We start from the raw sequence: 11,242 nt of genomic DNA on the forward strand, positions 1-11,242 counted from the left end.
TGCTGGTGAACGTCGGCTGCGGTGCCGGGTCCTGGAAGAAGTCGTTGCCCTTGTCGTCCACCACGATGAACGCCGGGAAGTCCTCGACCTCGATCTTCCAGACGGCCTCCATGCCGAGTTCCTCGTACTCGACGACCTCGACCTTCTTGATGCAGTCCTGGGCGAGCCGGGCCGCGGGTCCGCCGATCGAGCCGAGGTAGAAGCCGCCGTGGGAGGCGCACGCGTCGGTGACCTGCTTGCTGCGGTTGCCCTTCGCCAGCATCACCTTGGAGCCGCCCGCCGCCTGGAACTGCTCGACGTAGGAGTCCATCCGGCCGGCCGTCGTCGGTCCGAAGGAGCCGGACGCGTAGCCCTCGGGGGTCTTGGCCGGGCCCGCGTAGTACACCGGGTGGTCCTTGAGGTACTGCGGCATGTCCTCGCCGCGGTCCAGCCGCTCCTTGATCTTGGCGTGCGCGATGTCGCGCGCCACGACCAGCGGGCCGGACAGCGAAAGCCGCGTCTTGACCGGGTACTTGGTCAGCTCGGCGAGGATGTCGTCCATCGGCTGGTTGAGGTCGATACGCACACTCTGCCGATCAGCGGCTTCGCCGCGGGCCCCCTCCTGCGCGAGGTGCTCGTCGGTCGTGTCGGGCAGGAACCGCGCCGGGTCCGTCTCCAACTGCTCCAGGAACACGCCCTCCGCGGTGATCTTCGCGACGGCCTGCCGGTCGGCCGAGCAGGACACCGCGATCGCCACCGGGCAGGACGCGCCGTGGCGGGGGAGACGGACCACGCGCACGTCGTGGCAGAAGTACTTGCCGCCGAACTGCGCGCCGATCCCGATCTTCTGCGTCAGCTCGAAGACCTTCTCCTCCAGCTCCTTGTCCCGGAAGCCGTGGCCCAGCTCGGAGCCCTCGGCCGGCAGCTCGTCCAGGTAGTGCGCGGAGGCGTACTTCGCGGTCTTCAGCGCGTACTCGGCGCTCGTACCGCCGACGACGATCGCCAGGTGGTACGGCGGGCAGGCGGCCGTACCCAGCGAACGGATCTTCTCCTCCAGGAACTTCATCATGGAGGCCTCGTTCAGGACGGCCTTCGTCTCCTGGTAGAGGAAGGACTTGTTGGCGCTGCCGCCGCCCTTCGCCATGAACAGGAACTTGTAGGCGCCGCCGTCCGTCGCGTACAGCTCGATCTGCGCGGGGAGGTTGGAGCCGGTGTTCTTCTCCTCCCACATGGTGAGCGGAGCCATCTGCGAGTAGCGCAGGTTCAGCTTGGTGTAGGCGTCGTAGATGCCGCGCGAGAGGGCCTTCTCGTCCGCGCCCTCGGTGAGGACGTTCTGCCCGCGCTTGCCCATCACGATCGCCGTACCGGTGTCCTGGCACATGGGCAGGACGCCCGCGGCGGCGATGTTGGCGTTCTTCAGCAGGTCCAGCGCGACGAACTTGTCGTTCGCGGACGCCTCGGGGTCGTCGATGATGCGCCGGAGCTGGGCCAGGTGCGCGGGCCGCAGGTAGTGCTGGATGTCGTGGACGGCCTCCTCGGCGAGCTTGCGCAGCGCCTCCGGTTCGACCTTGAGGAACGTCCGTCCGTCGGCCTCGAAGGTCGAGACACCCTCGGAGGTCACCAGCCGGTACGGGGTGGTGTCCTCTCCTGTGGGAAGCAGATCGGTGTACGCGAACTCAGGCATCTCGCCCATTCCTCACTAGACAGACAGCGGCTGGCCTCCGTTGGCAGCGTCCACCAGCGTAGAACCTGGCGCGGACAGCGCGTGTGTGAGGTGAGGCTCAGTTGAGACGGTGAGGGAACTGTGACTGGTCGAGGGGGCTGTGACCGGTTGTCGGCGGGCTGGTTGTCCACAGGTCGGGCCGGGGGGTAGTCGCGATCTATCGCGTTTGGGTACGCTGCTGCCGTGGACCTTCACAAGAGCCCCGCCCCGACGGACGGGCAGCCCGTGCCCCCGGCCGAGCTGCGCTGCTCGGACGCCGACCGCGACCGCGTCGCCGACATCCTGCGTGACGCCCTGGCCGAGGGCCGTCTCACGGCCGAGGAGCACGCCGAGCGTGTCGACGGGGTGCTGAGCGCCAAGACGGTCGGCGAGCTGGAGCGGTTCGTCCGCGACCTGCCCGCGGGGCACGCGCGCCGTGCGGCCTCCGTGTCCGCCCCGGCCCCCCAACGGCCCACCCCGGGCGCGATCCCGGCCGATCCCGACGAGAACGTGGTGGCGGTGTTCAGCAGCGCCGTCCGCAAGGGCCGCTGGCGCCCCGGCCGCCGTATGCACGCTTACGCGATCTTCGGCAATGTCGAGATCGATCTGAGCGAGGCGATATTCGAGCACCAACAGGTCATGATCAAGGCGATATCGGTCTTCGGCAATGTGGAGATCCGCGTCCCGGAGAACGTCTCGCTGCGCGGCACCGGCGGCGGTGTGCTCGGCAACTTCGAGGTGCACCCGCTGGATTCGGACGACCGGAACGCCCCGGTCGTCTACGTGGACGGACTGGCCGTCCTCGGCAATGTCGAGGCGAAGCCCAAGCGCGGCAAGCTCGTCGCGGACATCCTCGACCGTGTCTCCAGCAAGGTGGACAAGGCCATGCGCAAACACCTGGATCGTTGACGCTTGCGAATCCGGGCGCGCGCGAACCGAACCGGTCTCGACTCGACGGCATGAACAGCCCCTGGAATGCCGGGGGTTGGAACGCAATGCATAGGCGCGCGCACAGCGGGTAGGCCTTGCTGCATCGTCTCTCGCTCGCGAAGCCGTCGTCAGGAGTAGACCGTGCTGCAACCGCTGCATCCGCCCCGGGTCGCTGACGTTCCGCACCAGCGGGTGCCGGCGCGTGACAGAGATCAGGACGCCCCATGGCATACGGAGGCGGTGTGCCGGCGCGACGAGGCCGGGCTGTTCTTCGCCCCCTCCAAGGAGCCCACGGCGGCCCGGCTGTCCCGTGAGGAGGCCGCCAAGCGGGTCTGTGCGCGCTGCCCGGTGATGGTCGAGTGCCGGGAGCACGCGCTGCTCCAGCCCGAGCCGTACGGCGTCTGGGGCGGGCTCACCGCCGCCGAGCGGCGTGTGGTGCTGGCCCGGCGCCGCCGCCGCGAGGTGGAGCTGAAGAAGGCCGCGCGAGGGGCGATAGCCGCGGCCGGCTGAGTCCGCGCGTCGGCGCGTGGAAGGGGCACGGCTCCGCACCGAGGTGCCCCTCCCCCATGAGCCGCAAGTGGCCTTGCCCGCCGCCTACTTCGCGCGGTCGAAGTCGACCGCGCTGTAGGCGCGCAGCTTGCTCAGCCGGTGGACGGACTCGATGCGGCGGACCGTGCCGGACTTGGAGCGCATGACGATCGAGTCGGTCGTGGCCGTCTCGGACCGGTAGCGGACACCGCGCAGCAGCTCGCCGTCCGTGATGCCGGTGGCGACGAAGAAGACGTTCTCCCCGGAGACCAGGTCGTCCGTGGTCAGCACCCGGTCGAGGTCGTGCCCGGCGTCGAGGGCCCGCTGCCGCTCCGCCTCGTCCTTGGGCCACAGCTTGCCCTGGATGGTGCCGCCCAGGCACTTCACGGCGCAGGCCGAGATGATGCCCTCGGGGGTGCCGCCGATGCCGAGCAGCAGGTCGATGCCGGTGCCCTCGCGCAGCGCCAGGATCGAGCCCGCGACATCGCCGTCCGAGATCAGCTTGATCCGCGCGCCGGTCTCCCGGACCTCCTTGATGAGGCCCTCGTGGCGCGGCCGGTCGAGGATCACGACGGTGACGTCCTCGGGCGTGGACTGCTTGGCCTTGGCGACGCGCCGGATGTTCACGGACGCGGGGGCGTTGATGTCGACGTAGTCGGCCGCCTCGGGGCCCGTGACGAGCTTGTCCATGTAGAACACGGCGGACGGGTCGAACATCGTGCCGCGGTCGGCGGCGGCGAGCACCGCGATCGCGTTCGGCATGCCCTTCGCGGTGAGCGTGGTGCCGTCGATCGGGTCCACGGCGATGTCGCACTCGGGGCCGGTTCCGTCACCGATCCGCTCCCCGTTGAAGAGCATCGGGGCTTCGTCCTTCTCCCCTTCGCCGATGACGACGATGCCGTTCATCGACACGGTGTGGACGAGGGTCCGCATGGCACGTACAGCGGCACCGTCGGCGCCGTTCTTGTCTCCGCGGCCGACCCAGCGGCCCGCGGCCATCGCGGCGGCCTCGGTGACGCGGACCAGTTCCAAGGCGAGATTGCGGTCAGGAGCCTCGGAGGGAACTTCCAGTTCGGACGGCAAATGATGATTTTCGGTCATCGGAGCGCACCTTTCTGTACGGCGACGGCCGGTGAGGGTGGTCCCATGACTCTATCGCCGGGCAGACAAAATGAGCACGGGGGCCCACGGATGAGCAGACCCTGGCACCTGCGACGATAAGAGGCGTGGCAGGTTTGAAAGGCAAGCAGAAGACCGTCAGGGACATGATTCTCTCCCTCGGCCTGATCGGGCTGATGGCGGGCCTCATCTATCTCTTCATCCCGCATGACGACCATGCGCCGGAGCTTGAGCGCGTCGACTACCGGGTCGAGCTGCTCACGGCACGGCGTGCGGCGGCGTACCCGATCGCGGCCCCCGCGGGCCTGCCCGACACCTGGAAGGCCACGTCGGTGCGCTTCAACGCCGAGCCCGCCTCCTCCTGGCATCTCGGGTTCCAGGACCCCGAGGGCGAGTACGTGGCGGTCGAGCAGTCGACGCAGAAGGCGGTCACGTTCATCGAGGAGGCCACCCACGGCGCCCGGGAGACGAAGGTCACACAGGACATCGGCGGCCAGAGCTGGCAGCGCTACACGGGCGGTCGCTACCGCGCGCTGGTGCTCAAGGGCGACGACTCCACGACCCTGGTGACCGGCACGGCGTCGTTCGCGCAGCTCACGAAGATGGCGGAGGCGCTGCGGACGAAGTGAGACGACCTCGGCGGCGGCTGCCCCGCCGAGATCCCTCGCCGCCTTTCGGACCGGACAAGCGAAGGGGCCCTTGGCTGATCACGCCGAGGGCCCCTTCGCACGTATGCGGGTCCGGTCCGAGCTCAGACCGTGGTGACGACCTGGTCGAACTCCAGCCGCGGGGAACGCGGGTACCAGGCGTTCTCGGCGGGCCTGCCGATGTTCACGATCATCAGCGGGGTGTGGTCGTCGTCCAGGAACTCCTTGCGGACGCCCTCCGCGTCGAAGCCGGTCATCGGGCCCGCGGCCAGACCGGCGGCGCGCACGCCGACGATGAAGTACGCGGCCTGGAGAGCGGCGTTCAGCGCGGCGGAGCCCTCGCGGACCGGGCGCGCGCTGAAGAACAGGTCCTTGGCCTGGGGGAGGGCCGGGAACAGGGCCGGCAGCTCCTCGTGGAACTCGTTGTCCGCGGCGAGGATCGCGACCAGCGGCGCGGACGCCGTCTTGGGCCGGTTGCCCTCGGCCATGTGCGGCACCAGGCGCTCACGGGCCTCGGGCGAGCGGACCAGCGTGATGCGCAGCGGGGTCTGGTTGAAGGCGGTCGGGCCGTACTTGACCAGGTCGTAGATCGCTCGCACCTGCTCGTCGGTCACGGGCTCGTCCGTGAAGGCGTTGGCGGTGTGGGCCTCACGGAACAGCAGGTCCTGGGCGGCGGGGTCAAGAACGAGGGGCATTGCGTGAACTCTCTCGGTGGTGCGTCGCAACCCGGGATTCAGGTTGACGGACCGACCGTACGAGAAGAGAGGTTCAAGGTTCAACAAAGCCCTGGCCTGCGGTGATCGAGTTCACAGCGCGCCCGCGGTCACCCGGAGCCCTCCGCACCCTCCTCCTCGGCGAGCGCCGCGTCGAGCCGCTTGCGGGCGCCCTCCAGCCAGGTCCGGCACACCTTGGCCAGCTCCTCGCCCCGCTCCCACAGCGCCAGGGACTCCTCGAGCGTCGTCCCGCCGGCCTCCAGGCGCCGTACGACCTCGATCAACTCGTCCCGCGCCTGCTCGTACCCGAGCGCCTCGTCCGTCTTGCTGGTCATACCGCCCACCCTATTTCTCGACCTTCTCGACCTTCTCGGCTTGTTCGACGTGTTCGGCCTGTTCGACCTACTGGGCCTGCTGGGCCTTCTCCACGCGAACCGTGAACGCGCCCTCGGCGACCCGCGCCCGCAGAGCCTCGCCCGCCGTCACCTCGTCCGGCGTGCGCACGACATGCCCGTCGGACTTCTGGAGCACCGCATACCCCCGCTGCAGCGTCGCGGCCGGCGAGAGGGCCACCACGCGCGCATGCGTGTGCATGAGCTCCGACTCGGCGCGGTCGAGCAGATGCCCGAGCGTGCGCCGACCACGATCGACCAGCGCACTGACCTGGTCGGACCGCTCGTCGATCATGCGGTGCGGATGCTGGATCGAGGGCCGCGCCAGTGCGTGCGCGAGCCCGCGTTCCTCCCGTTCGACCAGCGCCAGCACACACCGTCGCGCCCGGTCCCGCAGCGCCTGGACGCGCTGCACCTCCTCGCCGACGTCCGGCACGACCTTCTTCGCGGCGTCGGTCGGGGTGGAGGCGCGCAGGTCCGCGACATGGTCAAGGAGCGGGTTGTCCGGCTCGTGCCCGATGGCCGAGACCACGGGCGTACGACAGGCGGCGACCGCTCTGACGAGCTGCTCGTCGGAGAACGGCAGGAGGTCCTCCACGCTGCCGCCTCCGCGCGCCACGATGATCACGTCGACCTCGTCCAGCGCGTCCAGCTCCTTCACGGCCTGGACGACCTGCGGCACGGCGTGCACACCCTGTACGGGGACGTTGCGCACCTCGAAGCGGACGGCGGGCCAGCGGTGCCGCGCGTTCTCCAGTACGTCCCGCTCGGCCGCGGAGGCGCGCCCGCACACGAGCCCGATGAGCTGCGGCAGGAAGGGCAGCGGCTTCTTGCGCTCCAGGGCGAACAGCCCCTCGCCGGCGAGGGACTTCTTCAACCGCTCCAGCCGCGCGAGCAGCTCACCGACGCCCACGGGCCGTATCTCGACGGCCCGCAGCGAGAGCTGGCCCCGGGGGGCGTACCACTCGGGCTTGGCGTGGACGACGACCCGCGCGCCCTCGCTCACGACATCGGCGACCGCGTCGAACACCTGGCGATAGCAGGTGACGTTGATGGAGATGTCGTACGAGGGATCGCGCAGCGTCAGGAAGACGACCCCGGCGCCGGGCCGCCGCGAGAGCTGGGTGATCTGCCCCTCGACCCACACGGCCCCGAGCCGGTCGATCCACCCCCCGATGAGCCGCGACACCTCACCGACGGGCAACGGGGATTCCGCGGACGTGTTCACAGCCATGCGCCCGAGCGTAACGGCCGTGACCGACAACGCGAGTGGCGCGACGGGTACGTAGTGCGGCGACGGGTACGCGAGGACGCGTGGCTGATAAGTGAGTACGCGAGGGGGCGCGGCCGGTGGGCGGTGGCCGGAGGTCGCCCCGGTCCGCCGTTCGCCTCGGCGCGGGCGTTGCGCGGCCTTACGATGGTGACCATGACCGCTTCGCCTGGCCGCCGTGTTCTGCTCGCCGCCCCTCGGGGCTACTGCGCGGGTGTCGACCGTGCCGTGATCGCCGTCGAGAAGGCCCTGGAGCAGTACGGGGCCCCGATCTACGTGCGGCACGAGATCGTCCACAACAAGTACGTCGTGCAGACCTTGGAGAAGAAGGGCGCGATCTTCGTCGAGCGGACGGAGGAGGTGCCCCCGGGCAACATCGTCATGTTCTCGGCGCACGGCGTCGCGCCGACGGTCCACGCGGAGGCCGAGAAGGGCCGGCTCGCCACCATCGACGCGACGTGCCCGCTGGTCACCAAGGTCCACAAGGAAGCCGTCCGCTTCGCCAAGGAGGACTTCGACATCCTCCTGATCGGGCACGAGGGCCACGAAGAGGTCATCGGCACCTCCGGAGAGGCCCCGGACCACATCCAGCTCGTGGACGGCCCCGACGACGTCGCGAACGTCGAGGTGCGCGACCCGTCGAAGGTCGTCTGGCTCTCCCAGACCACCCTCTCGGTGGACGAGACCATGGAGACGGTCGACGCGATCAAGGAGAAGTTCCCGCAACTGATCTCCCCGCCCAGCGACGACATCTGCTACGCGACGCAGAACCGCCAGGTCGCGGTGAAGGAGATGGGCGCCGAGTCGGACCTGGTCATCGTGGTCGGCTCCCGCAACTCCTCGAACTCCAAGCGACTGGTCGAGGTCGCGAAGCTCGCGGGCGCGCGTGCCGCGTACCTCGTGGACTTCGCGGACGAGATCGACGAGGCCTGGCTGGAGGGCGTGACGACGGTCGGTCTGACCTCGGGTGCCTCCGTCCCGGACGTCCTGGTGGAGCAGGTCCTGGAGTGGCTCGCGCAGCGCGGCTTCGAGGACGTCGAGATCGTCAAGACGGCCGAGGAGACCATCGCCTTCTCGCTGCCCAAGGAACTGCGCCGCGACCTGCGCGCGGAGGCGGCGGAACTCATGGCGGAGCGCACCGGCGAGAAGTGACGCCGGGGCGGACGCCGGGGCGGTTGTGCCGCCTCGTCGATCGGGGCGTGCCGACCAGACGTACGACGTACCGTGGTGCCCATGCAGATCTTCGGCGTGGACATCGGCGGATCGGGCATCAAGGGCGCACCCGTCGACCTGGACCGGGGCGATGTGGCGGAGGAGCGCTTCAAGGTGCTCACCCCGCATCCCGCGACGCCGCAGAGCGTGGTCGACGGCGTGCGGGAGGTCGTGGGCCACTTCGGCTGGTCGGGCCCGGTCGGGATCACGTTCCCCGGAGTGGTCGCGGGCGGCTGCACGATCCGTACGGCGGCGAACGTCGACCCGAGCTGGGTCGGCACGAACGCCCGCGCCCTGTTCGCCGACTGCCTGGGCGGCCTTCCGGTGACCGTGCTGAACGACGCGGACGCGGCGGGTGTGGCCGAGATGCGCTACGGCGCGGGGCGCGACCGAGGCGGCACGGTCATGATGCTGACCTTCGGTACGGGCATCGGCAGCGCCCTGTTCACCGACGGCGTCCTCGTCCCGAACACCGAGCTGGGCCATCTGGAACTGGGCGGCCACGAGGCGGAGAAGCGGGCCTCGACCAAGGTCAAGGAAGACCACGACATGTCGTGGGAGCGCTGGGCCCGCCGGGTCCAGAAGTACCTGGCCCATGTGGAGATGCTGTTCTCCCCGGACCTGTTCGTCATCGGCGGCGGCGTCAGCCGCAAGGCCCACAAGTTCCTGCCCCTGATCGAGGGAGTGAGAGCGGAGATCGTCCCGGCCCAGCTCCAGAACAACGCGGGGATCGTGGGGGCGGCGATGCAGGCGTCGAAGGACGTGCGGGCTGTGTGAGGGCGGCTGTCGGGCGTGAACGGGGAGGACGCGCGGGCCGGGCGAGGCGACCGTCGGGCCGGAAGGCGTCCCGAAGCAGTATGGGGCCGGGTGATGCTGACCCCGGCTGTCAGGCCAGGCGCCGGCGTTGGGCCAGGCGGCGGCGCATCATCCGTACTCTGCGTACCGTCGCGATGACGCCCGCGATGAGCGTGCCGCCGTACAGCCAGCCCGCCTGCGTGGCGAGCGCGGTGACCAGGCCCACGAGGTGTCCGGCGAACCCCGCGTCGGCGTCGGCCACGACCAGCAGACCGGCGGCGTAGGCGAGCGGCACCACCACGGGCGCGGTCACCAGGTCCCCGCGCCGCACCCACAACGCGGTCAGCGCGGCCACGGGCAGGAACAGGACGCCGTACGCGGTCATCGACGCGCCGAACAGCACCTGGTCGAGGCAGCCGAGCGCGACCATGAGGGCCCCGCAGAACAGCCCGCCGCCGAGACCGGTGAGCCGGGGGTTGGGCAGCCGCCGAAGCCGCTGGATCAGCGGGGGCAGGCCCCGCCCGGGTGCTGTCGGGTGCCGCGGGGCACCGACCGGTCCACGGGCCGCCGGGCGGGGAGCCGTGCCGGGCCGTACCGAAGCGCCCCGCCGCCCCTGCGGGGGCAGGGGCGCACCGCGTCGCTGTTCGTGCTGCCCGGGTCGCGTCCTGTGTTGCTCCACTGGACCAACTTAGGTCTGTTTATGTGCGGAAAAGCCCCTCAGACACGCCGATGACGAGACCTTGGCCAAGCGTTCGATACGTCGCCGGTCCGACGCGCGGCACGCCGTAGACTGGGGGATCGGCCCGCACACCTCCTGACGGACCCGGGCCCACGCAGCCCCAGTCCAGTCATCCACCTCATGTACGGGAAGTCGCAACGTGTCGCTCACGATCGGAATCGTCGGCCTGCCCAATGTCGGCAAGTCGACCCTGTTCAACGCCCTGACCAAGAACGACGTGCTGGCGGCCAACTACCCGTTCGCCACGATCGAGCCGAACGTCGGTGTCGTCGGCGTCCCCGACGCGCGTCTGACCAAGCTGGCCGAGGTCTTCGGATCGCAGCGGATCCTCCCGGCGACCGTCGACTTCGTCGACATCGCGGGCATCGTGCGCGGCGCGAGCGAGGGTGAGGGCCTGGGTAACAAGTTCCTGGCGAACATCCGTGAGTCGGATGCGATCTGCCAGGTCATCCGCGCCTTCAAGGACGAGAACGTCGTCCACGTGGACGGCAAGGTCTCGCCCAAGAACGACATCGAGACGATCAACACCGAGCTGATCCTCGCGGACCTCCAGACCATCGAGAAGGTCCTGCCGCGCCTCCAGAAGGAATCGCGGATCAAGAAGGACGTCGCCCCGAAGGTGAAGGCCGTCGAGGAGGCGAAGGAGCTGCTGGAGAAGGGCGACACGCTCTTCGCGCACGGCATCGTCCAGGGCAGCGAGCGCGCCGAGCTGCTGCACGACCTGCACCTGTTGACCACGAAGCCCTTCCTCTACGTCTTCAACGTCGACGAGGACGAGCTGATCGACGACGACTTCAAGAGCGAGCAGCGCGCACTGGTCGCCCCCGCCGAGGCGATCTTCCTCAACGCCAAGCTGGAGGCGGACCTCGCCGAGCTGGAGGAGGACGAGGCCCTCGAACTCCTCCAGTCGGTCGGCCAGAACGAGCCGGGCCTGGCGACCCTGGCCCGCGTCGGCTTCGACACCCTGGGCCTCCAGACCTACCTGACGGCGGGTCCGAAGGAGGCTCGCGCCTGGACGATCAAGAAGGGCGCCACCGCTCCCGAGGCCGCCGGTGTCATCCACACCGACTTCCAGAAGGGCTTCATCAAGGCGGAGGTCATCTCCTTCGCCGACCTGGTCGAAACGGGCTCGGTCACGGAGGCCCGCGCGAAGGGCAAGGCGCGCATGGAGGGCAAGGACTATGTGATGCAGGACGGCGACGTGGTGGAGTTCCGC

At 69.6% G+C, this 11,242-nt stretch carries 12 protein-coding genes; 6 read left to right on the forward strand and 6 right to left on the reverse strand.

Annotation, left to right across the window (positions count from 1 at the left end; translation table 11 throughout):
- Window positions 1–1,663, reverse strand: a 1,663-nt coding sequence (locus NGF19_RS29780; protein WP_252428973.1) for a fumarate hydratase, incomplete at its 3' end; no start/stop codon positions are given.
- A 222-nt stretch (window positions 1,664–1,885) separates the two neighbouring features.
- Here NGF19_RS29780 and NGF19_RS29785 point away from each other — a divergent pair.
- On the forward strand, window positions 1,886–2,590 hold the full coding sequence (locus tag NGF19_RS29785; protein WP_252428975.1) for a DUF1707 domain-containing protein: 705 nt from the start codon (window positions 1,886–1,888) through the stop codon (window positions 2,588–2,590).
- Between the two features lie 162 nt (window positions 2,591–2,752).
- Window positions 2,753–3,121: a WhiB family transcriptional regulator gene (locus NGF19_RS29790; protein ID WP_252428977.1), complete on the forward strand. Its 369-nt coding sequence runs from the start codon at window positions 2,753–2,755 to the stop codon at window positions 3,119–3,121.
- 84 nt (window positions 3,122–3,205) lie between these two features.
- Here NGF19_RS29790 and glpX read toward each other — a convergent pair whose 3' ends face one another.
- Window positions 3,206–4,240, reverse strand: coding sequence for a class II fructose-bisphosphatase (glpX, locus tag NGF19_RS29795; RefSeq protein ID WP_252428979.1), 1,035 nt, complete (start codon window positions 4,238–4,240; stop codon window positions 3,206–3,208).
- Window positions 4,241–4,365: 125 nt separating this feature from the next.
- Between glpX and NGF19_RS29800 the strand changes: the two genes are divergently transcribed.
- On the forward strand, window positions 4,366–4,887 hold the full coding sequence (locus tag NGF19_RS29800; protein ID WP_252428981.1) for a DUF4245 domain-containing protein: 522 nt from the start codon (window positions 4,366–4,368) through the stop codon (window positions 4,885–4,887).
- A gap of 122 nt (window positions 4,888–5,009) precedes the next feature.
- On the opposite strand, the gene NGF19_RS29805 is transcribed toward NGF19_RS29800, so the two are convergent.
- The 3 genes from NGF19_RS29805 to xseA form a co-directional block, all read right to left on the reverse strand.
- Complete coding sequence (locus NGF19_RS29805) at window positions 5,010–5,600, reverse strand: malonic semialdehyde reductase (protein ID WP_252428983.1); 591 nt, start codon at window positions 5,598–5,600, stop codon at window positions 5,010–5,012.
- 128 nt (window positions 5,601–5,728) lie between these two features.
- Window positions 5,729–5,953 carry an exodeoxyribonuclease VII small subunit gene (locus tag NGF19_RS29810; protein ID WP_252428985.1) on the reverse strand — a complete coding sequence of 75 codons (225 nt, stop codon included), beginning with the start codon at window positions 5,951–5,953 and terminating at the stop codon, window positions 5,729–5,731.
- Between the two features lie 67 nt (window positions 5,954–6,020).
- The gene (gene xseA, locus NGF19_RS29815; protein WP_252428987.1) at window positions 6,021–7,244 is read right to left on the reverse strand and encodes an exodeoxyribonuclease VII large subunit; all 1,224 of its coding nucleotides are present in this window, start codon (window positions 7,242–7,244) and stop codon (window positions 6,021–6,023) included.
- Window positions 7,245–7,427: 183 nt separating this feature from the next.
- On the opposite strand from xseA, the gene NGF19_RS29820 reads away from it, so the two are divergent.
- Entirely contained in the window at window positions 7,428–8,432 is a 1,005-nt protein-coding gene (locus NGF19_RS29820) for a 4-hydroxy-3-methylbut-2-enyl diphosphate reductase (RefSeq protein ID WP_252428989.1), read from the forward strand.
- A gap of 81 nt (window positions 8,433–8,513) precedes the next feature.
- Entirely contained in the window at window positions 8,514–9,269 is a 756-nt protein-coding gene (gene ppgK / locus NGF19_RS29825; protein WP_252428991.1) for a polyphosphate--glucose phosphotransferase, read from the forward strand.
- A gap of 109 nt (window positions 9,270–9,378) precedes the next feature.
- Here ppgK and NGF19_RS29830 read toward each other — a convergent pair whose 3' ends face one another.
- Entirely contained in the window at window positions 9,379–9,966 is a 588-nt protein-coding gene (locus NGF19_RS29830) for a DUF6542 domain-containing protein (protein ID WP_252428993.1), read from the reverse strand.
- A 199-nt stretch (window positions 9,967–10,165) separates the two neighbouring features.
- On the opposite strand from NGF19_RS29830, the gene ychF reads away from it, so the two are divergent.
- Window positions 10,166–11,242, forward strand: a 1,077-nt coding sequence (gene ychF / locus NGF19_RS29835; RefSeq protein WP_252428995.1) for a redox-regulated ATPase YchF, incomplete at its 3' end; no start/stop codon positions are given.

The sequence above is a fragment of the Streptomyces macrolidinus genome, from assembly GCF_023887685.1.
GTDB lineage: Bacteria > Actinomycetota > Actinomycetes > Streptomycetales > Streptomycetaceae > Streptomyces > Streptomyces macrolidinus.

Bases quoted from the DNA above. Each gene is read 5' to 3' on its own strand.
- glpX (WP_252428979.1), bottom strand. From the start codon at position 4,240: ATGACCGAAAATCATCATTTGCCGTCCGAACTGGAAGTTCCCTCCGAG.
- NGF19_RS29805 (WP_252428983.1), bottom strand. From the start codon at position 5,600: ATGCCCCTCGTTCTTGACCCCGCCGCCCAGGACCTGCTGTTCCGTGAG.
- NGF19_RS29810 (WP_252428985.1), bottom strand. From the start codon at position 5,953: ATGACCAGCAAGACGGACGAGGCGCTCGGGTACGAGCAGGCGCGGGAC.
- xseA (WP_252428987.1), bottom strand. From the start codon at position 7,244: ATGGCTGTGAACACGTCCGCGGAATCCCCGTTGCCCGTCGGTGAGGTG.
- NGF19_RS29820 (WP_252428989.1), top strand. From the start codon at position 7,428: ATGGTGACCATGACCGCTTCGCCTGGCCGCCGTGTTCTGCTCGCCGCC.
- ppgK (WP_252428991.1), top strand. From the start codon at position 8,514: ATGCAGATCTTCGGCGTGGACATCGGCGGATCGGGCATCAAGGGCGCA.